Origin of the sequence: Paraburkholderia sp. RL17-337-BIB-A (assembly GCF_046025895.1) — a bacterium.
GTDB lineage: Bacteria > Pseudomonadota > Gammaproteobacteria > Burkholderiales > Burkholderiaceae > Paraburkholderia > Paraburkholderia fungorum_C.
Genome location: NZ_JARESY010000003.1, coordinates 594,817 through 618,873, shown reverse-complemented (window position 1 = coordinate 618,873; position 24,057 = coordinate 594,817). Strand labels below are relative to the sequence as shown.

At 59.3% G+C, this 24,057-nt stretch carries 19 protein-coding genes and 8 pseudogenes; 14 read left to right on the top strand and 13 right to left on the bottom strand.

Features of this window, described 5'->3' with window-relative positions:
• Nucleotides 1-43: 43 nt before the first annotated feature.
• Nucleotides 44-193: a hypothetical protein gene (locus tag P0D84_RS40800; RefSeq protein ID WP_408347862.1), complete on the top strand. Its 150-nt coding sequence runs from the start codon at nt 44-46 to the stop codon at nt 191-193.
• A gap of 470 nt (nt 194-663) precedes the next feature.
• On the opposite strand, the gene P0D84_RS40795 is transcribed toward P0D84_RS40800, so the two are convergent.
• Complete coding sequence (locus tag P0D84_RS40795; RefSeq protein ID WP_408347859.1) at nt 664-1,068, bottom strand: hypothetical protein; 405 nt, start codon at nt 1,066-1,068, stop codon at nt 664-666.
• 222 nt (nt 1,069-1,290) lie between these two features.
• Nucleotides 1,291-1,653, bottom strand: a pseudogene (locus P0D84_RS40790) (ATP-binding protein); the annotation flags it as partial.
• A gap of 603 nt (nt 1,654-2,256) precedes the next feature.
• Here P0D84_RS40790 and P0D84_RS40785 point away from each other — a divergent pair.
• Nucleotides 2,257-2,487: a hypothetical protein gene (locus P0D84_RS40785; protein ID WP_408347857.1), complete on the top strand. Its 231-nt coding sequence runs from the start codon at nt 2,257-2,259 to the stop codon at nt 2,485-2,487.
• Between the two features lie 114 nt (nt 2,488-2,601).
• On the opposite strand, the gene P0D84_RS40780 is transcribed toward P0D84_RS40785, so the two are convergent.
• On the bottom strand, nt 2,602-2,838 hold the full coding sequence (locus P0D84_RS40780; protein WP_408347854.1) for a response regulator: 237 nt from the start codon (nt 2,836-2,838) through the stop codon (nt 2,602-2,604).
• A gap of 888 nt (nt 2,839-3,726) precedes the next feature.
• On the opposite strand from P0D84_RS40780, the gene P0D84_RS40775 reads away from it, so the two are divergent.
• The gene (locus tag P0D84_RS40775; protein WP_408347851.1) at nt 3,727-4,173 is read left to right on the top strand and encodes a hypothetical protein; all 447 of its coding nucleotides are present in this window, start codon (nt 3,727-3,729) and stop codon (nt 4,171-4,173) included.
• A 143-nt stretch (nt 4,174-4,316) separates the two neighbouring features.
• Nucleotides 4,317-4,583 carry a hypothetical protein gene (locus tag P0D84_RS40770; protein ID WP_408347848.1) on the top strand — a complete coding sequence of 89 codons (267 nt, stop codon included), beginning with the start codon at nt 4,317-4,319 and terminating at the stop codon, nt 4,581-4,583.
• A gap of 124 nt (nt 4,584-4,707) precedes the next feature.
• Here P0D84_RS40770 and P0D84_RS40765 read toward each other — a convergent pair whose 3' ends face one another.
• From P0D84_RS40765 to P0D84_RS40745, 5 genes and pseudogenes are all read right to left on the bottom strand, one after another.
• Nucleotides 4,708-5,694 (bottom strand): IS5 family transposase, encoded by a 987-nt coding sequence (locus P0D84_RS40765; protein WP_408347845.1) that lies wholly within the window; start codon nt 5,692-5,694, stop codon nt 4,708-4,710.
• Between the two features lie 513 nt (nt 5,695-6,207).
• Nucleotides 6,208-6,368 (bottom strand): annotated as a pseudogene (locus P0D84_RS40760) (transposase); the annotation flags it as partial.
• Nucleotides 6,359-8,719: a mechanosensitive ion channel domain-containing protein gene (locus P0D84_RS40755; protein ID WP_408347842.1), complete on the bottom strand. Its 2,361-nt coding sequence runs from the start codon at nt 8,717-8,719 to the stop codon at nt 6,359-6,361. The pseudogene P0D84_RS40760 and the gene P0D84_RS40755, both read right to left, overlap by 10 nt.
• A gap of 305 nt (nt 8,720-9,024) precedes the next feature.
• The gene (locus P0D84_RS49125) at nt 9,025-9,699 is read right to left on the bottom strand and encodes a KUP/HAK/KT family potassium transporter (protein WP_459252234.1); all 675 of its coding nucleotides are present in this window, start codon (nt 9,697-9,699) and stop codon (nt 9,025-9,027) included.
• Nucleotides 9,700-9,815: 116 nt separating this feature from the next.
• Nucleotides 9,816-10,214, bottom strand: a pseudogene (locus P0D84_RS40745) (ParB/Srx family N-terminal domain-containing protein); the annotation flags it as partial.
• A 281-nt stretch (nt 10,215-10,495) separates the two neighbouring features.
• Here P0D84_RS40745 and P0D84_RS40740 point away from each other — a divergent pair.
• The 5 genes and pseudogenes from P0D84_RS40740 to P0D84_RS40720 all read left to right on the top strand — a co-directional run.
• Nucleotides 10,496-10,732, top strand: a pseudogene (locus P0D84_RS40740) (YciE/YciF ferroxidase family protein); the annotation flags it as partial.
• A pseudogene (locus P0D84_RS40735) lies at nt 10,696-11,222 on the top strand (glycosyltransferase); the annotation flags it as partial. The pseudogenes P0D84_RS40740 and P0D84_RS40735, both read left to right, overlap by 37 nt.
• A 61-nt stretch (nt 11,223-11,283) precedes the next feature.
• A pseudogene (locus P0D84_RS40730) lies at nt 11,284-11,613 on the top strand (Hsp20/alpha crystallin family protein); the annotation flags it as partial.
• A gap of 146 nt (nt 11,614-11,759) precedes the next feature.
• Nucleotides 11,760-12,035, top strand: a complete 276-nt coding sequence (locus P0D84_RS40725) for a YlcI/YnfO family protein (RefSeq protein ID WP_408347839.1) — start codon at nt 11,760-11,762, stop codon at nt 12,033-12,035.
• Nucleotides 12,032-12,331: a type II toxin-antitoxin system RelE/ParE family toxin gene (locus P0D84_RS40720; protein WP_408347836.1), complete on the top strand. Its 300-nt coding sequence runs from the start codon at nt 12,032-12,034 to the stop codon at nt 12,329-12,331. The genes P0D84_RS40725 and P0D84_RS40720 overlap by 4 nt, the downstream gene beginning before the upstream one ends.
• A gap of 100 nt (nt 12,332-12,431) precedes the next feature.
• On the opposite strand, the gene P0D84_RS40715 is transcribed toward P0D84_RS40720, so the two are convergent.
• Nucleotides 12,432-13,150 (bottom strand): IS6 family transposase gene (locus tag P0D84_RS40715; protein WP_408347833.1). Its coding sequence is split into 2 segments (ribosomal slippage): nt 12,432-13,003 and nt 13,003-13,150, totalling 720 coding nucleotides; the frame shifts between segments, so codons are not numbered across the junction.
• Nucleotides 13,151-13,680: 530 nt separating this feature from the next.
• Between P0D84_RS40715 and P0D84_RS40710 the strand changes: the two genes are divergently transcribed.
• The 3 genes from P0D84_RS40710 (at nt 13,681) to P0D84_RS40700 (ending at nt 16,492) form a co-directional block, all read left to right on the top strand.
• A complete protein-coding gene (locus tag P0D84_RS40710; RefSeq protein WP_408347830.1) occupies nt 13,681-13,938 on the top strand; it encodes a hypothetical protein in 258 nt (85 codons plus the stop codon).
• Nucleotides 13,939-14,205: 267 nt separating this feature from the next.
• On the top strand, nt 14,206-15,390 hold the full coding sequence (locus tag P0D84_RS40705) for a porin (protein ID WP_408347827.1): 1,185 nt from the start codon (nt 14,206-14,208) through the stop codon (nt 15,388-15,390).
• 469 nt (nt 15,391-15,859) lie between these two features.
• Entirely contained in the window at nt 15,860-16,492 is a 633-nt protein-coding gene (locus tag P0D84_RS40700; protein ID WP_408347824.1) for an isochorismatase family protein, read from the top strand.
• A gap of 773 nt (nt 16,493-17,265) precedes the next feature.
• Here P0D84_RS40700 and P0D84_RS40695 read toward each other — a convergent pair.
• Both P0D84_RS40695 and P0D84_RS40685 read right to left on the bottom strand, forming a co-directional pair.
• A pseudogene (locus tag P0D84_RS40695) lies at nt 17,266-18,280 on the bottom strand (IS110 family RNA-guided transposase).
• A gap of 581 nt (nt 18,281-18,861) precedes the next feature.
• Entirely contained in the window at nt 18,862-19,599 is a 738-nt protein-coding gene (locus tag P0D84_RS40685) for an SEL1-like repeat protein (RefSeq protein WP_408347821.1), read from the bottom strand.
• Between the two features lie 482 nt (nt 19,600-20,081).
• Between P0D84_RS40685 and P0D84_RS40680 the strand changes: the two genes are divergently transcribed.
• Both P0D84_RS40680 and P0D84_RS40675 read left to right on the top strand, forming a co-directional pair.
• On the top strand, nt 20,082-20,708 hold the full coding sequence (locus tag P0D84_RS40680) for a tyrosine-type recombinase/integrase (RefSeq protein WP_408347818.1): 627 nt from the start codon (nt 20,082-20,084) through the stop codon (nt 20,706-20,708).
• Nucleotides 20,709-21,239: 531 nt separating this feature from the next.
• Entirely contained in the window at nt 21,240-22,229 is a 990-nt protein-coding gene (locus P0D84_RS40675; RefSeq protein WP_408347815.1) for a DUF535 family protein, read from the top strand.
• Between the two features lie 543 nt (nt 22,230-22,772).
• Here P0D84_RS40675 and P0D84_RS40670 read toward each other — a convergent pair.
• Both P0D84_RS40670 and wrbA read right to left on the bottom strand, forming a co-directional pair.
• Nucleotides 22,773-23,063 (bottom strand): annotated as a pseudogene (locus P0D84_RS40670) (DoxX family protein); the annotation flags it as partial.
• A 74-nt stretch (nt 23,064-23,137) separates the two neighbouring features.
• Nucleotides 23,138-23,740, bottom strand: coding sequence for an NAD(P)H:quinone oxidoreductase (gene wrbA / locus P0D84_RS40665; RefSeq protein WP_408347812.1), 603 nt, complete (start codon nt 23,738-23,740; stop codon nt 23,138-23,140).
• Nucleotides 23,741-24,057: the final 317 nt, after the last annotated feature.

The following is a 24,057-nucleotide window of genomic DNA, read 5'->3' as shown; positions in this document are numbered from 1 at the left end:
CGTCTCGCTTGCTTCGGGCAACAAAGCACGTGCGGCGCTGCTGATGTTGACCGTGTACGACGATCCGGACGACGCGGACGTGCTGGTGCACAACCCCGTAGCCGAAGAAGCGCTCGTGCCCGATGCAGGCGCGCTCGGCGCTGAACTCGAGGTCGGCGCGGCTAATGACGCTGATGCTTCTGCCGTGCTCTGACCGATTGCCCGAATAGACATCCAAATCTCCCGATAGACAAAACGTGTTTACTGCGCACTGTCTTTCGGCCTCGATTCGGAGTGCTTGATTGGTATATTTTTTGACCTTTTCGAGGTCCTTAAGAATCACTTAAGGCTCTTTCAAGGCGTCTCTTATCTGCTCATTTCCCCGGCCGCGATTCGGTGGTTTTATCAGCATCTCCGATGTGCCGTGAATTTTCTGGCTGACCGTGGTGCTTGTCCGTGTGGTCGGCATGCAGAATACCAATGCACCGGCTCCGCGTGGGCTGTAACTGATCTGCGTTATGGCGCCAGTCCGTGACCGGCGTACAGGAGCCAGTCGACGATCTGCGTGTACCCACGACGATATCGACTGGCGCAACGAGCGATTTAGAATCCGCAAGTGCAATGCCGGCAACACCACCACTTATCCACTCTCAGCGTTGGTCGGTGCCGCAATCATCGACTACCTCAAGGAGGCCGGCCGGCTATAACGGATCGCGAGGTATTCATGCGCATGGCAGCGCCGCTCGCCCTGATTGGCCATGCGGCAGTGGTGTGTCGAGCTGCCCACTTTAAGTCGGAGTTCCCGCCGGCGCACCCGGCCGTCACCGCGTCAACGAAACGTTTCAGGTCGAATGATGTTAGCCGGAAACGGATGGGTTTGCCGACGGCGCGACCCTCGTCGAATATCTGCGCAACCTGAACAGCGCTGATTGCGAGATCAATGCCGACAGTGCGTCGGTGAACAGGAACTTCCGCAGTAACAGGCACGATGATCCCCGAACGATTGAAAGGTGTGGGCTCGACGCTGGGCAGCACAGCCAGGTGTTTCATTCTTGGCCGCTTGATGTTCAGTACATCATGCGCCACCATCTCGTTACTCTTGCCTGCTCCAGCCCGAACCCCTCAGCCTTTGCTTGACATCTTCGGGACGAACTTTGCGAGGTCCCCCACGATCTTGATGACTGACGGTTCCGGTGCCCGCAGGCAAGGGTACTCCGACAGCGGGTATTGGAAGGTGCGGAGCTGACCCGCGATCACTTTGCAGAGGCATCGCCAGCGTCCTCTTAGACTTCGCTCTCGGCGTCAACTCCACACCGCTATAGATACCTGCGTCTTGCCGACCCCGAATGGTCCGAGCATCACGACATTCTCGGCCCGCTCGATGAACGCCAGACTCGCCAGATCCTGAATCTGCGCACGCGGTGCGCCACTGGCGAAGCCGCAGTCATATTGCTCCAGCGTCTTGACGCTGGGCAGTGCCGCCAGCTTCGTCAGCACGTGACGCTTGCGTTGCTCGCGTGCACCGAGTTCCGCTTGCAAAAGCTGTTCAAGGAAGTCAGCCATACGCGAATCGGTCGTTGCAGTGCGTTGTGCGAGCAGCGCCCAGTCGGTAGCAATGCAGTCGAGTTTGAGGTGTGCGCACAGCGCGGCAATCCGGTCATGTTGCAGATACATGCGGCGACCTCCAGCAACGCGTCGTAGACCGCCAGCGAGTGCTGCAGGCTCGATGGAACGACCGCTTTGGGCTTCTTTCAACCTCCAAAAAATGATCGCGGTTTCGCAAAGGACAATTCAACCTCGCGAAGCTCGGCCTCACGGATCCCGCTGCGTCTGCCGTCTGGAATGCTGTCTTTGCAAAATGGCTCTGTCGATCTTGTAATTTTCGATTCACCACCGATTAATGAGCCGAGTTCATTATCCGTCCCACACGAACGCAACCGAAAAAGCTGACGAACGGCAACCCGTTCTCTGCGGTTACGTTATGAACCGGAGTCAAGGGATGGATCGGGCATTTCCACCGCACCGATTGGAAAGGCTGCAATACGCTTGGTCGTTGTAGGCGTTTTCGAGACTCTGGGATCAGGTAAGCAAAGCTGACTCATAAGCACTCCCTTGTGAGCCAGCGAACTTCCTAACGTTCATATTTTTAATCGTGAATGCGGATCGGGGTACCGCGACGTCGGGTGCCACGTTGCGATCCGCGACATAAAAATGCCGCGGCGGTCGACGATCCTGTCGCCCGCTGCGCGGCCAGCAGATAGTTGGGGATTTTAGAAAATGAAGTTCAATCGGTTTCTCGGTAGCACCGCAATCGCAGTTACTTGCCTCATGGTTCCGGCAGTCCACGCCGCAGAGCCCGCCGTACCGGTCCAACTGATCAAGACCATCCCGCTGCCTGACGTCACCGATGGCGATTTCGATCATTTCGCCGTCGACCTCAAGCGCAACCGCCTCTACGTTTCGGTGGAAGCACCATTCGATCGAAGTGTTCAACCTCAAGACCGGTGAGCATCTGGCGAGCGGCTGTCCGGTCAGCGCCCATCTGCGCTTGGTTCGAGGGGCGAGCCTTCCCTGAGCCTGCGAAGCGTGCCGATTGCCTCCAGTGGTCACGCAGCTGCGATTCTAGGCGGCTAAAGAAACGCTCGCGTCGACACTGTCTTGAGCAGCTGAAATGACTTGCATCAGCGCTTCCATCGAGAACGGCTTGTGCAGAAGCACATCGAACAGCCGCGCGCGCTCGTCGTAGCTGGCACTATCGCCCGTCATCGAGACTACAAAGGGCCGGCGAATGATGGGCATGTCCATAATCGACAGGGCCACAGCGCTGCCTTTAATGCCCGGGAAGAACGTTTTCGTCAAACGGCGAATCCCCGCTCATGTAATATTATTATTGTGCTTTTATATCGGCCAAACGCATTTTAACAACATTCACATGAACGGTGCGCCGCCGCATTAAAAACCTCCGCACGAACGAGCATAATATTCATCGCCAGACAAAGGTCTGCTGCCATCAAAGCGCGCGCGACGCGCCGGTCAATCAAGTGCCTGCCTGGTATGCGCGGGCCGTCGGCTTTCGTATCTTCGGCCGACGTCTCGCGTTCGCCGCGTGCCCCGTCAGTCGCGCCGGACAAAAATCATTCTCCAGCGCCAGTTGGCCGATCTGTGCGTGAGGCGTCTTCAGATCCACCGGCGGCTCGTTGACGGGCGCGCCCGACGCGCCGAACACATCGGCGGCCCGCTCTTGCAACGGCCGCTTCACAACCGTCCGAAGAACAATCACCAACCGACGCGCGAAAGCACGCGTCGCATGCGCGGATGTCCAGATTCGAATCGCACGCGGAAATTCCTGTTCTAACACCATTTTCTTTTGGCTTGTCTGCATCCGTGAGTGCGACAGGGAACATTGCACGCGGCCCTTGCGGCTAGAAAATACCCCCTTGGCACGGCTGCCGCTGTCTGCCGGCTGGCAAGGTGATGATCGCCGTTGCGTACATGCCAGCGACGGGGACGGCCCGACTGGCGTGATCACTGGCTCCGGCATTGCGGGCGGGCGACAGAGCCGATGACATCGACGGCTGCAGATTCCAAATACGCGTAGGCGAGACAGCCAGACAATGTCTCGCGGTGGTCCATAAGCGCGAGGCATGGGCGCCGTTGGTGAACGGGGCATATTCGGTACGGCAATGAGTGACCGGGCTGTCCCCGGTGCCTTTTTTCGACCGTGATAGAGAGAGAGGAGGAACTTACATGAACAACGTGGGAATCTGGATTCCTGTGATGGACCATTCGGACACCGCTCCGTATTCCCTGTCACAGGTGAGTGACTGGATCGCAGAGAATTGTTTGACCCCGACGGTTCACGCTGCTTTACAGAGGGCGCTGGCAGAACTGCAGGATCGGTGGATCGCGCATCTACGCAACGACTATGGCGCGACCACAATCACTGACTCACTACGAGTGTTCCTCGAGCCTGTTAATGACCGTCTATTTGAAGTGCGTGCCTTCTCGACATTAGATGCCGCGGAAGCCCACCCGATCGAAACTGTCCACCGCTATGTCGGAATGGACGTCTATGCGCGGGCACGAACGGGACTCGTCTACGGCGTAGGAATGATCGAAACTCGCGTTGAGACCCGCGACATTGCACCTGCTCCACAGGATCTCTCCGGGCAGCGCATAGAGCTGGTACGTTAACGCTGAATGTTTTTGCATGAGCTTGCGTCGGCGTTCGCTATCTGGACGCCGTTGACAATCATGTAGCGGGCCTGAATCTCGCGGCGAGAGGCGCGGGGGTAGAGCCAAGGTGAAGCAGACCCTTTGACCTGTCGGAGGCCAACATGAAGTTCTGCGGAATAGACCTGCACTCGAACAACAGTGTGATAGTGGTCAGTGATGCCGAAGACCGGACCGTACTGCAACGTCGCCTGCCGAATGATCTCGAGGCAATCCTCGCCGCCCCTGCACCTTACCGTGGCGAGCTCCAGGGTGTGTCGTGGAATCGACCTATTATGCATAGTTCGCAATCGTGGAAACAACTCGACTATCCGCTGCGGAAAATCTGCGTCTCGGGTGGGTTCACGGCGTTCATGCTAGGGAAACGCTGATCAATGAGGTTTGTGCATGATGTTGCACACGCCGATAACCTCGGCTTTTCATGATGAGAGAGAAACACGCAGATTTAGCGCAGTTTTCCGCCATTTCATGCGTCTCCCGGCGCGTTTTTCGCGCTCAGGACGGATTGCTCCCCTGTGGGGCCAACAACAGCTTCTTGGCGAGCGCCAGATTTGCCAGGCCGAACAGGCTGAACAACTGCGCCGTATTCTTGGCCAAGCCCTTATAGCGAACCTTGCGATGACGGAACAAATTCTTGATGACGTGGAACGGATGCTCGACCCGAGCACGAATCTGCGCCTTGGTCCGTTCAGCCGCGATCAGCAGATCCTTCAAGGCGCCCTCGCGCATCGCCCTGATCTTCCCGCGCTTCATCGCGACATGCCACTTGGCCTTGTGTTGCTTCATCTCATCGCGCTTGTCCACGCCAATATAGCCCGCATCGCCGAACGCCAGCTCTTCATGGCCGTGCAACAGGGCATGCGCTTGCGAAACGTCCGATTCATTGGCCGCCGTGCCAACAAGGCTGTGCACCAGCCCCGAATCGGCATCCACGCCGATATGGGCCTTCATGCCAAAGTGCCATTCGTTCCCCTTCTTGGTCTGATGCATCTCCGGGTCACGGGTCTTCTCGGCGTTCTTGGTCGACGGCGGAGCCTCGATGATCGTCGCGTCCACCATCGTGCCTTCCTTCAACAACAGGCCGCGTTGGCAAAGCATGATGCCGATCTCATCAAACAAGGCTCTCGTCAGATCATGTTCGACCAGCAGTCGGCGAAACTTCAACAGCGTGGTCGCATCCGGCACGCTCTCGACAGCCAGATCAATCCCGGCAAACGTGCGCATCGCGATGCTGTCGTAGAGCGCGTCTTCCAGCGCCTCATCCGACAGCCCGTACCACTGCTGCAGGAAGTAAATCCGCAGCATCCGTTCCAGTCCAATCGGCGGACGGCCACGTTCGCCTTTCGGGTAGTACGGTTCGATCACCCCCAGCAGACGAGGCCACGGCACGACGCTTTCCATCTCAGTCAAGAACCGCTGACGGCGTGTCACCCGTTTCTTCCCCTGGCTTTCCGCTTCCGCAAAACTGATTTGTCGCTTCATCTTCCGCTCATCCCGAGACCCTGCTCTGGTGAACGCTTTCGGGCGGTCCCACGATGACCGCCATCAGGAATAAATCAGCGTTTCCCTAGAGCGCGTTTGACATAATTTCCGCTTCGCCTGAACCGTCTGGTTCCGTCGAGGTGACGTGCCGAGGGCTTCGAGTTAAGGCTCGTATTGCCATGCCCCTTAGAAAAGGGCACATCCTTGGCATTCGCGCAAACCTCCGGGGCTTGATCGTACGCTTCGATTGCTGCCCCCATCGCGATCAACAGCGCGATTATGCAGAGCAGGCAAACCGTGTGGTGCAGGCCGTTTCAGCAGATCGACTGGTTTTCCCAGACCGCTTTGCATAATCGGCCGTTGCGGCCGTTCAGAACTGTAAGTTCGCGACGTTTCCGGGCGTCCGCTTTTCGGACGCCCGGTCCTACGCGAAGATCGGGAGTTGTCGCACCACGCCAGGTGCTTTGGCGTTTCAGGTCAAAAACGGGCGGCTCGATGCCGTGGGCTCGCAGTGCCAAAGACATCGGCTGCGCTCTGACGCTTCCATTCGGTGATCTGGTTCGGATGAACGTCAAACTCCTGCGCCGGTCCGCCCAGCATGCCCTCACCGCGCACAGCCGCCAGTGCACCTTTGCATTGAACGCCGCTGAGGGCGTCCGGCGGATCAGGTGCACGCCTCGCTGAAGGATCGCGTACTGCGGTCTGCGCCATTGCGGTCGCGCCTCGCGTCGTCCGCCGGTAATGGCGCGCCCGTCACGAAGGTGCGCTGCGGATTGGCGATTTCGATGCCGCGTGCAATGAAGCGATCGACAATGCGCCGATTGAATTCCCGTTGCACCGTCCAGCGCTGCGCATCGCTGCACTGAATCTGGCCGACTAGTGTCACGCTCGCGCCATCGAGCTGGTCGACGCCCCAGAAACTGAAGTCGCCCAGTATCCCGTTTTTGAACTTGTCGTCGGCGCGCAATTCGGCGCCTATTTCGGCCAGCGTTTCGATGGCGCGGTCAACGTCCGCGCCATAGGCGACCGCCACCTTGACAGCTGCATTGCCGATGCCACGATTTGAATTGTTGACGGTCGTCACGGAGCTGAACGGCACCGTGTACAGCGAGCCGTCCAAGCCGCGCAGCCGCACCGTTCGGATGGACAGATACTCAACCGTCCCCGACACGCCGGACACCGTGATCCAGTCGCCGACCTGCATGGCGTTTTCCATCAGCAGGAAGATGCCGGTGATAAAGTCCTGCACCAGCTTCTGTGAACCGAATCCGAGCGCGACGCCGAAGATGCTGGCACTCGCCAGCAATGGTGTCGTATTCACGCCGATTTCGCTGAGCACGGTCAGGCCCACGACCAACAGGATCGCGACGAAAAGCGCCGTGCGTAGCATTGGCAGCAGCGTGTCCAGGCGTGCCGCGCGGACCAGGTCGCCGCCGCTGCGCCACGCGTCGAGGCGGCGCTCGGCGGCCACATTGGCCAGTTCCCATACCAGCATAGCGATGGCGACCGCGATGGCGATCGTCATGAGCGCCATGCCTAACCGATGGCCGACCGCGTTCTGCGTAAAGAAGCGCGTGACGTCAAGTCCCCAAACTTCAAGCAACGCCACCAGCGTTAGGAGCCAGAGCAGCCACGAGACGAGGCGGCGCAGCATCGGATAGTAACGGTATGCACGGCGACGGGCGATCGACGTGCGGGCGTTGTCCTCGGCATGACGGAAAACCCGCCCGAGCGCGCCAAAGGTTACGATCCCGACGACTCGCGCGACGGCCAGCACGACGATCGACAGACCTAACATCTGCAGCACTCTCGCGAAACCGTCATGCACGCCCAGCGCCCAGGCAACCCAGAGTGCGATGACGCAAAATATCGTCAGGCCGGCCCAAACGTCCGCGAGCCAGTTTCCCAGGTGCACGATCGAACCGCGCCTCGACGTGGCGGCGCGGATTGCATCGGCGACCGGTCGCCGGACTTGCACGATCAGGGCGATGACCAGCCCATGCACGACCAGTGCGATGAGCTTCGTGATCGTACTGTGCGCCTGTACGGCCAAGCCAAATGCGAGGGCCGCTTCAACGAACCCGGTGCCCACGCCGACGGTGGCCACGATGCGTCGCGCCCAGCGCTGCGCGAACGCGGCCCAGCGATCGCTGATGCGCAGCATACGCAGATTCGGCGCATCTGGCGCGAAGAAGAATCCGCAGACGCTTAGCACCGCGCGGCAGATCACATAGGCGTCGATCAGCGCGCCGATCGCCTGGTCTTGCGGTGAGCCATCGTCGGTCAGGATCGACATCACCGCGGTCGCGCACAGCGCGAAGCCGGCTAACGGAATGACTTTGACCACCGCGTAAAGCAAAGCCCCCGGCAAGCGCTGCAGCAGCGTCCAGTTTTGCGCGGCGCGACGCTTTCCCTGCGCGGCACGGGCCGCTTCGAGCGAGCGCGGGGAGGCTTGTCCGGGCGGCGTCAGCGGCGCGCTGGCATCGCCGACATCGCGAGCCGCGAGCGCGCGGCGAGGCCGAGCCAAGGCGAGGCCGACTAGCCATTCGAGCACGAACGCCGGCAGCAAAGTTGCCGCGAGCATCCAGGCGGCGCTGACCAATACCGCATGGCCCTGTGGCGATCTCGCATAGTGTGTCCACCACGCACGCGCGGCTCGAAAGTTGAGCAGAGTCGCCGCTGAGTGTTTCACCTGCAATCCGACCGTCAGCAAAGCATGGGCAGCTTGCCGTGACAACTGCGACGTGAGGCCGTTCGCGCTGAGCGTATGGGCGAGCCCACCGGCACGGCCGCTCGGGGCGGGCGGGCCGCTACCGGTTGCCGTGGACGCCGCGAGCGCACTGCCGGCTGCGACCGCACGCAGCGTATCGTCGACCTGGGCAAGGCGGTTCGGGTCGGTCAACACGGTGAGCGCGGCGCGGGCCTGCTCGGGTGTCAACGTTAGCGGTGTGGACGCCGGCGGTGGCACGGCGCTCGATGCGCTCGGCGTCGTCGTCGAGGTCGCGCCGAAAGCAGGGTGACTCACGCTGATTGCCAGAAGCAAGCCGAGCAGACCCGCGAACAGCCACGCGAGTAGCGGCGGCAGCCGCCGAAGTGTTGCCTGACGCGTGCCGGCGGAGCCGGGACGGAATCGGTCTGCGAGGGGAACAGGGACGGATGGACGTTGGCGCATGGGAACGTAAAAATGAAAGGATCCACCTACGACGCCCTGCGGCCCGATAAATTCACGAAATAGTTATGTAAGGCAACCTTCAGACTATCCAGTATCAGCAATACGCTCGCGGCAACCTCATGACTTACCGGTCGGTCGGCTACAACGTTGCCTCGGGTCTACGTGCGATCCGGGCACGGACTTCGGGTGGGTGCCAGGCATGTCGCGACCGCTTCACAGCGCCGGGCGCCCGGGTATGGGGCCACCAGGGTAGGGACTGTGATTTGCCGGACAAAGAATGCCGTCGTCGGCGCATGCGCAACAAACGCGATGGCGTAGAGGGGCGATGCGGCTCGCATGATATCGACATGCGTGACGATATGGGATGCGCCAAGCACTGCCAGCGTCACGAACCATACAATCATCACCGGTCCGAACACTTTTCCGACCGCACCGGTACCGCGCTTCTGGATTTTGAAAAGGCCCGTGAGGATGACCAGCGAGATGGGAACAATCAGCGACACGATTCCAAACACATTCATGTGGGTAATGCCGCCCGCCGCCTTCACATTCGCGAAGCGTGTAGAGCGGGCTCGTTCCGATATCGCCAAACACGACACCGATAGATCATCCTGTGCAGCGCGGTGCCCGGCATCTGAGCGGACTCCCGCGTTTTCGCGGTCCTCGTTGACCTCAGGCGCGCGCGCCGCGACGTCGTCAAATGTCCGCCCACGCCGGGTTCTCGCTGTCTGTTGATCGCCTCCAGCCACTCGGTCCAGCCGCCAAAGAAAGCTGTCCCAGGTCTCGTGCTCGGCGGCCGTGCGCGGAAGCCAGGACAACGGCAGCAGCGTCACAGGCTGGATGCCGCCTCCGGCGGGGACTTATCGGCCGCCTTGCTTCCTATGCTGCCTTCGCTTCCTTTCAGAAGTCCTGGCGGCCATGCGGTAGATCCGAGCAAGGCGATCAGCACGGATGCGAGGCTTCGATATTCATCGTCGGCGAGGTCCCAGATGTGTTTGGGCATCATCGTGAACAATACCCGCCCGCCATGAACATCATACGGATAGGTCCACCGGTGGTTTTCCAGGGTCAGCCAGAATTCGCCTTGCGACAATGACGACAGGTCCTCCACCAGAACAATCGGGACGGCCCGAATGTCGGCGCGCCAGAGCGCCGTCGCGACATGATGATGGTCGATGGCGAATGGCGTGCCGCCCGGCCCGTAGACAACTGGAACCGGCTTTTCGGCGATGACCATGTCCAGGTCGTGGCCTGAAAGCTATTTGTACGCTGCGGTCTTTTGACGTATTTCGCGCAGGCCGTGAGTCATCTGCGTGGGACGAAGGGCGTCGATTTTTACAGTCTTCATAGCTCCTCCAACCTACCAACGCACAAGCCAGTCAAAGATAAGAATTGCGCTTTCGCACCGGCGGCGCCGATCTCCTCGCGCTCATCTGACGGCATCACAGAAACCCTGAAGCATACGCTGTGCCGTTTCCGACCTGGACCCGGTCCGGCGGTGGTCGGCGCCCGGGAGAGACGCGTATCGAATGGCCGACAGGGACATGCTGTTTGCGCGCTTCGCGGCCAGGTCACTCCCCATTGGACCCATTGGAGGGCCGTTTCGAAATCCGGCTCGATGAAGTAGCTATGAGTACGAAGACGCTGAAGGATCTGTTCGTTCATTCGCTGTCCGACATTTACCGTGCCGATAAGCAGATGACGAACTCCCTCCCGAGGATGGCACGGGCATCGACCACTCCAGGTCTCGGATCGGTATTCGAACAGCACCTGGAGGAAACGCAAGGCCAGATCGAAAGAATCGACCAGATTGTCGAGACCACAGGAATCAGGCTCAAGCGCATCAGGTGCTTTGCCATGGAAGGGCGGAAGGCCAGGAGCAAACGGAAACGCAACCGGGATGTCTGGCTTTCCTCGGCCGGATCTGTGCTGAAAAGCGGGTTGACCCAGGCCATCGAGATCGCCGCGCGCGCTGGTCCGCCACTGAAGATTGCGGCGAAGGCGGGGAGGGCCGACGACGCGTGCTTCTGGACTCGATTCAGCCGCTGCTGTCGCAGCCGCATGTCGAAATGGTCGGCGAGATCGATGACGCGCAGAAATCTGGACCCCTCTCAGGCACCCGCGCGCTGCTGTTCCCGATCGGCCGGTCTGAGCCGTTTGGCCTGGTGATGATCGAGGGATGGCATGGCACGCCCGTCGTTGCGTTCAATCGAGGCTCAGTACCGGAAGTGATTGCCGACGGCGTGACGGGCTATATCGTCGATGATGTGGCAGGGGCGGTCGATGCCGTGACACGACTCGACACACTGTCCCGTACGGAGATCCCGCGGCCTTCGTGCGTCGCTTCGCCTCGAGGCCATGGCGCAGCACCATACAACATCTATACAGGCTCGCAATTCGACCGTCTGCAGCAGCAGATGGCGAGCCTGTTCGGCGGCTTCCCGTCCAGCATCCGCGGCGGCCGCCTTGGCGCCTTCCCGCAGGTCAACATTGGTACGACCGACGACTCGATCGAGATCGTCGCGTTCGCGCCCGGTGTCAGCGCTGCCGGACTCGACGTGTCGATCGACAAGGGTCTGCTGACGATCAGCGGCGAGCGCAAGCCTGCGCGGCCGGAGTTCAGTGGTGACGGCCGCGATGACCCGACCCGCAGCGACGCCCGCACCTATGCACAGGAGCGTTTTGCCGGCGCGTTCCGGCGCGTGATCGAATTGCCGCAGAATGCCGACCCGGGCAAGTTGCAGGCAGCAAGCCGGAGCGCCGTGGACAAGACGGAGTGTCGACCTGCTTTCTTTTAAGTGGCATGCGAAAAGGGGGCATTTGATTTATGCCTGCGCACGCCTGCCGGTAAGCTGGTAAAATGTATCGCAAATGCAATACAGTGAGGTTTGCCATGAAGACTGCAACGATGCCCGCGCTGCGTGTAGAGCCGGAATTGCGCAAGGCTGCAGAGGAAGTGCTTAACGAGAACGAGAGTCTGTCCTCGTTCATGGAGGGATCGCTCCGCGAAAGTATTGCGAAGCGCCGCCTCCAGCGGGAATTCGTCGCACGGGGGCGGGCCGCGCGCGACGAAGCCCATCGCACGGGTGAGTACTTCGACGCTGACGATGTGCATGCGGAACTCGCGAGCATGCTACAGGCGGCAAGGACGGCAGGAAAAGACGATTGACGTACCGTGTCCGCTATACCGCTGGCGCCCGTCGTGACGTGCTGCGCCTTTACAGATATCTGCTGGACCGCGATATAGCGGCCGCGGAGCGCGCGCTTGAGGCGCTGCGAAAATCTGCCCAAGTCCTCGAACAATTCCCCTTCACGTGCAGGAAGGCGGATGAACACAACCCCTTTCTGCGCGAACTGATCGTGCCATTTGGTTCGGCAGGGTATGTCGTTCTGTTCGAGGTTGATGATGCAAGTACGGTGAGCATCCTCGCTGTCCGGCACCAGCGCGAGGATGACTATTATTAGGCAACCGCCTGCTGGCCGTTGCATCACTCAACAACCAGTCAAGGAGGGCTCTGGTGCAAATAGGCAATCTGGTCGAGAGGTCTTCAATAGGTAGGATACCTCATCGAGCAGACAGGACGGCATTCCAGACTGAGGCCGCAGTGGTATCCCTGAGGCCGAGCTTTGCGAGGTTGAACTGACCTTTGCGAATGCGATGAATCAACTCGATGCCTGAAATCGTGACCGCGGCACTCCTGAACCGTTTGAAGCCGAGCATCACGTTGGTTCTGGACTTGATGTTGCGATGGTCCTGTTCTATCGGGTTGTTCAGGTACTTCGAGGATCGGACCTTTGTGTCCTCGGGCAGCAAGCCGTCGGCCTTCATCTCGCGCACCGCGCGATGCGAGGCAGCATAGCCATCGAGCGTGATCGTCTCAGGCGCTTGGCCCTGATGCTTGATGGCTTTGCCGAAAAAGCCTTTTGCCGCGGCCACGTCGCGCTTTGCGCGGAGCATGAAGTCCACTGTCTGGCCGGCCCGGTCCACCGCCCGGTACAGATAGACCCACCTGCCACGGATTTTAAGATACGTTTCGTCAACACGCCATGACCGCCCTGTGGGCGTGCCAAAACGGTTCCAGCGCTTGACGAACTCCGGTGTAAAGCGCTTCACCCAGCGCAGAATCGTGGTGTGCGCAGCGACAAACCCCGCTCGGCCATCATCTCCACCAGATCACGCAGGCTAAGCTTGTAACGAAGATACCTGCGCACGCACAGAATGATGATCTCTCGATCAAAATGCCGTCCATCGAACAACACATCGATAGTCTTTAACTTGCTCATCGCCGGCCATCAGTTCGTTTGCTTCGACAACTCTAACCGATTTCGCCATTCCTATTTGCACCACAGCCTGAAAAAGCTTGACGGACTACCTCAGGGCGTGAAACCGGCCATCCGAAACCGGCCATCCGATTGTCGAAGACAAACGCTCCTTCATCGGGCAGGAGCTGCCATTGGGACAGACAGGGTTCTACGTCAGCAATGTGGCGACGACTTCCTCCGTCGACTGCACGAGGTGTGTCCGACCCAGCAGCAGATGAGCGCGGGTGACGACGTTACCGGCGCGAACTAGTCGATAGGTTTTATCGAACGCAACAACTGCCGCACCGGCTTTGCCGCGCGGCGGTTGTTGCGTTTACGGCTTCAATCTGGCGAAGGGGCGAAAGCTGACAACTTGGTAATGCGCGAGACAGGATCTGGTCATTCGAAACTGCTCAGAATGGCATCAACTCTACTCTTCTCGATACGCAATGAAGGGCCTTAAGGCTCCGTTCATGTGAACGCAGCCATTACTCAACGATAGGTGAACCATCATGAAAGGAACGCTCAAGGCTTTTCTCGTTTCCTGCGCACTCGCTGCGCCCGCTTTTGCCTTCGCGCAAAGCACCAACTATCAAACCGACGCCCAGGCTACCCAATCGAACGTCGCTGCGCAGCAGTCGACGACCGATAAGTCGGTAGGCGGCGTCGCGTTGACGGGGTCGTCGCAAGCAGGCTCGCGCATGACGATCGTCACGCCGGGCAACGACCGTACGTACAGCGGCCACAAGTCACTCTGGTTCGGTCATTGAAGATAACGGCCGCGATATTGCCGAGATCTGAGCAGGCTTGCACCGCATTTTCGCCGAATGGTTTCGGCAGACGTACTTATTTTATGGGCCACGCGCCGAGTCAGAAACGGACACCTACGCATCCGGTCACAAGGAATACGATCACCAAGTTTTTCAATCTTCGATTTCATGTAGCGACACCCTTTGAGAGTGCAACATTCGCCTGGCTGAAAGTAGCATTTCCCTACAAATAGGGATATTCCAGGTCGTCGATTTTTGGCAATTGCAATGAAAAAAACTCTTCTGATCGCCCTGCTGACGGGTATTTTTGCAACTGCGGCACACGCTCAAAGCAGCGTAACGCTGTACGGCCTCATCGATACGGGGCTGACGTATACGTCGAACCAGAAGGAAACGGGGTCGACCGCAGGGCACAGTAGATTCGGGATGACCGATGCCAGCATCAACCCGGACCGCTTTGGTCTGCGTGGATCGGAAGATCTGGGCGGCGGCCTCAAGGCTGTCTTCACGCTGGAAAATGGCTTCACCCTCACCAATGGCGCCCTTGGCCAGCACGGCCTGCTGTTCGGCCGACAGGCGTTCGCCGGTCTGTCGAGCGATCAGTTCGGTACGGTGACGTTCGGCCGTCAATACGATTCGGTGGTCGACTATCTGGCGCCGCTGGCGGGCGCCGGCGCCGCCAAAGGCGGCGTGTTCTTCGGGCACCCGTACGACAACGACAACCTGCAGAACACGATGCGGATTAACAATGCGGTGAAGTATGCGAGTCCGAACTACAACGGCTGGCGGTTCGGTAGCCTGTACGGCTTCTCGAACGCGGCGGGTGGCTTTTCCGACAACCGCGCCTATAGCTTCGGTACTTCATATAATAACGGTCCATTTCGTTTCGCGGCGTCGTACCTGCAGCTGAGCAACGGCGGCAGTGCCGCCAATCTGGCCGGCGCTACAGACTCCATTGTCAATCCGGCCGGCCAGGTGACCGGCAGCGACTCGACGTTTAGCGCCGGGCAGCAACGTACGTTCGGCGCGGGTTTCGACTACGCGTTTGGTCCGGCGACGGTCGGCTTTGTGTTCACGGAAACAAAACTGGAAAACGCAACGGGGATCAACAACACCGGCTCCTCGCCGATCCCCCTCGCTAACTCGAGTCTGCGTTTCGACAACTATGAAGTCAACGCGGGCTATAACGTGACGCGGGCATTTACTGTCACAGGTTCGTACACGTTCACAGACGGCAGCTCCAGCCTCGCGGGCGCATCGAGCCCGAAGTGGAACCAGGTCAACCTACTGCTGGATTACTCACTGTCCAGACGGACTGACGTGTACGTCGAAGGCCAGTTCCAGCACGTGAGCGGCGGCGGCGCCGTATTTACGGCTGACATCAACGGATTGTCACCGTCGGCCACCAGCAGCCAGGTAGCCGTCACGGCAGGCCTGCGTACCCGCTTCTAGGCTTCATCGAACAAGGTCAAAAAAGCACCGTTCGCGTGCGAGGCAGAACCGTTGCAAATCAGCGCCGACCCGTCAGCAAACATCCCCCGGATGAACGTCCGCTGCACTTTGTGAAGAGCCATTGATGCCTCGACGTGCCGGAAGTCCGCTGAGGGTCGGTCAGTGCCCGTCGACCTACACCCCGATGTCGGCTTGGTGCAGCGCGAACGCGATCTGCCTTTCGGTGACTTTGACTTCTTCATGACCAGCGGCCCTACTTGGGCACGCGTGTCGCCGGAAATTCTCTAGCTCAAAACTATCCGGATTCTTTTGACCAGCTCATGTTCAGCCTTCGCAAGCGGCCGCATCGGATATTCCGAGATGCGATGGTCTTTTTCGATCGGGTTCGTCGTAGTATCCAGCATCGTCGTTGGTTCGTTTCAACGGAAACTGAGCCACCATCGTTTTGGCTCATATAGAAGGAGGTTCCATGCGTTGCTCTCGTATCCTGCGCTATGCAGTCGCGCTTGTCCCGCTGTTCGGCGGCCTGGCACAGGCGAATGACATTGTTACATCCTGGAATTCGGTGCATCTGCCGCCGTCGCCGCCTCTGCCCTCGGTAACGGTCGATCCCGCCCATACCGCGCTGCTCGTGCTCGATTTCGACACTGGTAATTGCACGACGACGCAGCGACCGACTTGTTTCGCCTCGTTACCGAAGGTCGCCGCATTGCTCGACGCTGCGCGTCGGCACAAGATGATGGTCGTCTACAGCACGACGCCGACTGGGTCGATCAAGTCGGTGCCTCCGGTGCTTGCGCCCAGGGGGGAGGAGACGGTAGTGCGCTCGGGTGTCGACAAGTTTCTTGGTACCAAGCTGGAAGCTGCATTGAAGGCGAAACACATCCATACCGTAATCGTCACTGGAACCGTCGCGCATGGCGCAGTCCTTTATACCGCAAGCGCCGCATCATTGCGCGGCTTCAAAGCGGTGGTGCCGATCGACACGCTCTCGGCCCCGGACCCGTTCGCCGAACTGTCCGCGACATGGATTCTGTTAAACGCACCGGCCAGCCTTGCGAAGAATATGAATGTGACGCGCTCTGACATGGTTCAGTTCTGATCGATGATCGTGCTGCGACGCAATCCGCATTCGAGAAGCCCGGCACGCTCGCACACGAATGGTTACGTCGAGGACGTCAGGGCAAACGTCTGCCTCGATCACACAGTCATCTCAATGCAGATCGCAGCTGACATCATGGACTCGCATCAACCTATATGAGGAGACGCGTGATGGCGGAAGACGGCCGAGGGTGCGTGAAAACTCAAGAGTACTCGGTTTTCGGGTGTCGCTTTACCCTTCCCGAGTTGCTGCCAAGCCAATACGGAGCGATCTGAAGGGTCGATTTTTTCGAACGCTGCGTTCAGCATGTGTTTTCACACACCTTCGGCCATCTAGAGTCATCCGATACCGGCGGGTAAATCGTTGACACCCATTAGCGGGCCCGGTGTCAAGTGAGCAAACAATACCGTCGACTGCCTGAGCAAGCGATTTCGATTGCACTGACCGAATGCAGTAGCCGAGCGCACCCGTTTCTTCGATTCATGGCTGCGACGGATCGCGCCAGACACCCATCAGGCTCAAGCGATCGGCGTACATCGGTTGCCGGTCGCCCTGGTGGCTCTGCCACCCCAGAAGAACGTTGGTGCCACAACACGTCCAATGAATTCGCACAATACTCGTGGTTGCCAGACGTCCGGCACCAATCCAGGGTTGGCTCGTGTTGCAGGCGATCCGCTTTACTGCAAATCGGGGACGGCGGCACGGCATCCCATTCAATCTCGGTGGCTGCTCGCCAGTCAACGATCAGGGCTTGCCGGTCGCCGTCGTAACGCTTATGCGAAGCAGCGGTTCACATCAAATGGTTTTCGCTCCTTCAGCATGTGGAAGCACGCACGGGCGAGCTTGTGGGCCAGTGCCTTGCGTGCGATCACTGAATTCGTCCTGGCTTTCTTGCGCTCGTAGAACTGCCTGGCTTCGGTGCTAAAGTGCATCGCGAAGTTGGCTGCTTCGATGAATGCCCAGCACAGGTATGGATTTCCGTTCCTGGTATTGCCTTCGCTTTTTTTCTTGCCGTTGCTCATGCGCTGGCTGTCCACGCACCGCGCATAGGAGGCGAAGTTGCCGGCGCTGGCGAAGCGTTCGATGGCTCCTGTTTCCAGCACGATAATGGTCGCAAGCGTTTGACCAATGCCGGGTACCGTGGTCAGGAGAGCGTAGTCCGGACGTGGCGCGACCCTTTTCCTGAAGACGCTTTTCCACGATGGCGATCTGTGAGGAGAGCGTCGCGATGACCGCGACGTTCGCCCGGACCGCGAGCGCCACGTCGTCTGGGAGATGCAGCTGCCCGACAGCGGCCTGGTCCAGTTGCTTGACCTGATTGCTCGTGATTCGCGTGCCGGACTGACGCGCCGTAATGTTCTCAACGGCGAGAATGTGGCTGGTGCGGCTGCGCACCAGTTGCATGCGCTTGCGGGCCAGGTCGCGGACCTGGCGGTGCTCCGCCGGCAATATGGTGCCAGTGGGAAGGATGCCCAGACGAAGCAGGTGGGCCAGGTAGCGCGCGTCGGTCTCGTCGCCACTGTGCTTGAGCCCATCGTACTTTTTGATCGCCGTGGTGTTGGCCAGATGTACCACGAAGCCGGCCGCCTGCAGGCCGTCGACAAGCCAGTACCAGTTGTACGTGGACTCGACCACGACGCCGGCCAGTTCGGGTCGCCACGGGGCAAGAAGCGCCAGGATCTTTGGCAGGTCGTTCGGCAGCCGCCTTTCGGCGACCACGCGGTCCGTTTCGTCGATCACGCTCACCACGCTGTTGTTCGAATGCAGGTCAATGCCGCTATAGTTCATGATGACCTCCTTCCGGTTGAAGCGGTTTTGGCAAACTCACTTTAACCCCGTCGCCCGGCAGGGCGGCGGCAGGAGGTCCGCTAGATGATTTTCAATCTGCGTCTACGTCGATGCGGTCCCCGTCCGTGCCATGCTGGTGCGAATACGGCACAATGATCAAACCCACGGGTGCCTGCACCGCAGGTGTAAAGGTGCTCATCACTCGCCAGCGCATGGTCGGAAAAATCGCCCGACACAGTGGTGAGGACATAGTAGCCGGAGTAACGCCCGGCCGCCTGTGGCATTTCCGCTCCACGGCCAATTCTGCAACGCCTGCGTCCGCGATTTATACAGACCAGCCCCAGGGGACCCCGGAAACCCGACTTGTCGCAAAGAGTCAGGCGAGATGCCTGGTTGCTGGATGCTTCTGGCCGCCACGAGCCAATAGAAATGAGCAGCTTTCGGCGGAGCCATTGGTTGATCCCTCTTCCGCAGCGTGATCGCAATGCAGCCCGGCGTTGAATGCAGCGGGGATGCCGCCCGTCTCCGCCGTCCGCTCCCGCAGTTGGAGCGGTACGGGGTTTCCGCGGGATGCGTGGCGCTTAGGCGGTGCCCAGGCGTGATTCGGCAATCTGCTTCAGATCATCGGGCGTTGAAGCAGATTCAGCCAGCTGCTTAAGCAAGTCCCTGGCTCTCTTTTCGTCTTTCGGCCCACCATCGCCAAGCGTCAAACTCGTCGCCAGGTTAAGTATCGATCGGGGCAGTCCGCGCGCGGCCAAAGCCTCAAGAAGGTGACGAGCCACTTCGGGTTCCCGGTTTCGGTTGCCGCTTAGCAACTCATCAGCAATCGATTCTACAAACCTCAGCGAGCTTTCGTTTTCCGTTCTGTGTATGCCAGTCGTAAGCGCTTGTTCGAAGTGGCCAACGGGATACTGCGCGGCGTGAGCCAACGTGCTCAGCGCATCCTGAAAACTCAGATCTTCCTTGGAGCCGGCAAACGGCGTTCCTGTCGGGTGCCCGCCTTCGTCTTGCGCATGGGCGGACGATGGTTGCCACCATCGAACAAGGTCGTCCGCGGATTCACCGTGAAGATCAATTGACGATGCGGCCAATTGCGACGCCTGATATCCGCGTCTCGCGGTCAGTGTCGCGCTGTCACACGCTTCGTCGAGTGCGGAAGCTACTTTGCTGCCCAGCTCGCTGTGGAGGTCGGTCCAGTCTCTATAGCCGAAGACTTCGGAGGTCACCTGTCGCGCGTGGGATTCCTTTAGCGAAAGGCGGTATTTGAGCCGATTGGCGGCCCGCGTCGGGATAGACGCGTTCTGGAAGTAGATACGCATGGCTTCGGTCCGAGTTTCCGTGCCGACGAGACTCCACAGCAGGCACGGAATCGAAATGAACTGTGAGGCGGCGGGGCATGACGCCCAGTCACAAAAAATACCGTCGGTTTCTCATGCAGTCAATCCCATTTCGGAAGATGGTATTTTGTGCGATAACGCCTAATCTAAGCGCCAAGCGGTTTTCAGAGTTTGGCACCCCCGGATCTGCGATTGTCCATGTACTTTATAGTCCAGAAACAGTCCATCCCGGTCGCTCAACGGTCGCGAGTGATTGTGTGAACTGATGGCAGCCCGATTGACCCTTCACTGACGAGCAGTGGCGAAACCCGCCTTTTCGCATAGCTTGTCCGATAGGGGAGGCTGATTGAGACGGCAGCATTGAATGGCCGCTTTGGATAAACCTGACGGACCGTTGCGGGTCGGGTATCGCCCGCCATTGGTAGGCGCAAACTCAGTCTCCCTTCGCTTGAAAGGAGATCGTCATGGACGCGACTATTAACAGCACTGTGCTGCGCGTGCCGTGGAACAAGGGCAAGCTGACCGGGCAGAAGCCGCCGCTGAAGCTTCGGGAAATTTGGGCCATCCGGATCCGGCTGCAGCTTGGGGCAAAAACGCGCGATTTAGCGATGTTCAATCTGGCGATCGACAGCAAGCTACGGGCATGCGACCTGACAAAGCTGCGAGTGCGCGACGTCTGCCTAGGCTCACGCGTTGCGCCCCGGGCCACTGTGATGCAGCAGAAGACGCAGCGGTCGGTGCAGTTCGAAATCACCGAGCAGACCCGCGAGAGCGTGGAAGTTTGGATCAAGGCAGCAGGGCTCTCGCCTTCGGACTTTCTGTTTCCGGGCCGGATTCATGCATCACCCCATCTTTCAACGCGTCAGTACGCGCGGCTCGTGCATCGGTGGGTGCGGTCGATTGGACTTGACGACACGGCATACGGCACGCACACGATGCGCCGGACCAAAGCATCGCTGATCTACCGCCGTACAAAAAACCTGCGGGCGGTACAGTTGTTACTCGGTCATACGAAATTGGAAAGTACAGTGCGATACCTCGGCATCGAAGTCGACGATGCGCTCGAGATGGCGGAACAGACCGAGGTTTGAGCCACGGTCGGCCGGGCAGTAATCGGTCGCTGTCCGGCCATGAAGCGTCATTCGCCTGCGCCGCCGCTCAGACATCCAGGCGTCGGCCCAGGTCGCGAACCGGCCATTCAAATCTTATTGGTGAAGTGTCGCTTGTCGGCCAACCTCGTCTCCACGATGCGCCCGGTTTTCAAATCCCGCCCACGATATTCCTGTCGGCACTAGGCGCCCACCGGAATATCCTGTAATCTTCGGTTACGCTAGAAATGTTGCGTAACAATTCGATGCCGGTCACATCGCATCTTGAGAGTAGTCGCATGGTCTGTCCGAAGACGAGCATTCGCGATGGGGTTCGCCGTGATCGGTGAGGAATGCGATGTATTGAACGGACAATTCGATTTGCGAATGAGAGGCCCGATATTCGGATTGACTAAAGTTACGAATCGGAACGCCGTCCCTTATGACAAGCTTGCTGGCAGCAACTCTTGCAATTGCCGCGGTCGCCTCCGTGCTAGCACCTTTCATTAAAATGAAAATAAATCGTGGTCGATAATGTCGCTTTCTGAAGTTTGCCGCCTGTTATCTAGAGCTATTCCCGGACGAACTCCTCACGATATCTTCCGGCGGGTCCGCGTGCTGATGTACGCACTACTCAGTCCGTTTGCGGCACGCATCTGGTTGAAGGCATTGACGACGAACTCCCTGCTTGCGGATATTGCTGTCTGCAACCGGCGCTTTCTTGAACGGCCCTTTCGTTGCTTCGCCCAGGCCGATATGCCTGCATACGCGCGTGCCGAGCTGCTGTGCGGTCATTTTCGAGTCGTTCGGGAGCTATTCGGTGAAGATATGGTGCGCACGCTCTACCTGAATTCGGAATATGCGACGTTGGCATCGAACGGCAGGTATGCGCTCGTTGTGAGTGAGCCGGTACGCTGCTGGCGCGAAGGATTGCTTACCGTCGCCTGGCGTGACGTGTTTGAGCACGTCGATCTTGCGTGGGCGACCGTTAGCTTCGAAATGCATCCCCAAACAGGGAAACGGGGAGCGCTGATCGGGGGGCTGCAAGGGCCGGCCAGCGGGGACAGAGAGCGAGTGCGCGAGGCCACACGTGCATGTCATGGCCTACGACCGAAGGCAGCTGTGATGGAAGCCGTTGGCGAATTGTGCAGGATGGCAGGGGTGGACGCGCTCACTGGAGTGACGAAGAAGACGCATGTTTCCGCTGCAACAGCGGTTCAGTTTAGCGCGGACTACGACGGCTTCTGGCGTGAACTAGGCGGAATTGAGGTCGAGGGGCGGTTCTTGCTGCCGCTTCGCCCATATCACCGCGACATCAGCGAGGTTCCGTCTAACCGGCGCGCTGCATTTCGCAGGCGTCAGACGCTGATTGCGGAGTTGCTGGCGCAGATCGATGGGGCAGTCCGCGAAGGTTCGACCGCAGATGTGAAGCCGCTTCATCTGAATCACGAGAAGGCCGACGCCCCTCTGCGGACACTTGCTGTTGCTATGGCAGACAATTATCGTGACGCGGAACCTGCGTGATTGCCATGTCATGCAGCCATGGAACGCGCTCGATTCTTCTAGTCAGAGAGCCGCAAAGGATTTTCAAAGCGGAAGATGACCTACCGACGGCGCGCTCACATTCTCAATGACAGGGTCCGTCGAGAGGTAATGCGCATCCATGGGCGCTACGACCGGAAGGGAAGATTGAAGAAGGGATCGCGGACTAGGAGACTCCTCTCCCCATGTCCGATGTGCGCCCGAGTGCTGCCATCTACCTGGCGGATCGATAATTGGCTGAAGTGGGTCGGTCCATGCCTTTCGCATATCTGCTGCGATCAGCGATCCTGCGAGGTTTGCGTCGGCCCGGGTTCGGCGAACTGCAGCCATTCGCCTTCGTGCTCGTACGGCCATTCATACGGCCGCTCCGCTCCAGCAACAGTCCTTCGTGCTTACGGTGATTGCTGGTTCGCGTTTACCGGGTCGTGCGCGCTGTCTCCGCTGACGGGAGAGTATGAAGTTGATCGACGAATCGCTCTGCGGTCATGTTGAGTCGCGCTTCGTCTGTCGGCCTGCGCTACACCACTATTTTCTGTCGAGCGAGTATTTCCCGGGACCTGTCGCGCATAGAAGTAGCACGGCGCCGATAATGCCGATGTTCTTGTAGAAGTTGATCATGTTCGCATACTGCTCCATGCCCGTCGTGGTCCAGTAGTGATGGCCGATCAATGCAGTGCCGAGGGTATAGAGCGCAAGCAGCAGCGCGAGCGGACGGGTGTAAAAGCCCGCGACGATCGCGACGATTGCGGAGAGTGTCGGCGCAGGCGCCTCTGCCGATGTCATATAGGCGACTGCGCCGGAAAAGCCGGTCAGCTTTTGCCTGCGGCGGTCAGGCCCGCTCCTTTCGTCACGCTGACGCGCCCGCCATCTTCGTTTTGATTGCGCAGTGTTCAATGGAAGAGCCGCGCTGCCAGTTCGGCGACGTGCTTGCCTTGATACCGGGCAATATCGAGCTCGTTAGGCGAGGGTTGTCGGCTGCCGTCCGAACCCGCGAGCGTGGTTGCGCCATAAGGCGTGCCGCCCGTGATTTCGTTCATGTTGGTCAGCCCGTTGCACGAGTACGGCACGCCGACGATCACCATGCCCTGGTGCAGGAGCGTGGAATGAAACGAGGTGATCGTGGTTTCCTGGCCGCCATGCTGTGTGGCCGTCGACGCGAACACGCTGCCGATCTTGCCGACCAGGGCGCCTTTCATCCATAGACCACCGGTCTGGTCGAGAAAGGTGCGCATCTGGCCTGCCATGTTGCCGAATCGCGTGGGCGTTCCGAAGATGATCGCGTCGTATTCCGCGAGTTCGTCCGGTGTGGCCACCTCCGCTGGCTGGTTCAGCTTGACGCCGTATGCCGTTGCCTGCTCGTCGGGGATCGTTTCAGGCACCCGCTTGAGCGTCACCTCGGTGTCGGGCACAGCGCGGGCGCCCTCGGCCACCGCGTTGGCCATCGTTTCGATGTGTCCGTACATCGAGTAGTACAAAACGAGTACCTTCGCCATCTCTTCCTCCTGTTGCATAGCCATTAAACGGTCATCAGCGAGAAAAATCGTCGCGTTCACCGCTCCCGTAACAATGACCTGGTTCCCGATTTCACCTGGCCGAGTTCAAAAAAGGGCAAGCAAACGCACGTGCCCAAGAGAGAGAATAGGGGACCCGTGTGGAAATGCAACGAGGAACGGCTGAACGCGACCAAGACCAAGGTCGACGCCTTTCGATAAGTTGAATTTTAGATTTGTAATTCATGGAAACGGCAAACGTAAGATTGTGAGGCCTACGACCGTTGCGGTCTTCGAAACAGTCATTTGAGTCGCGCCAC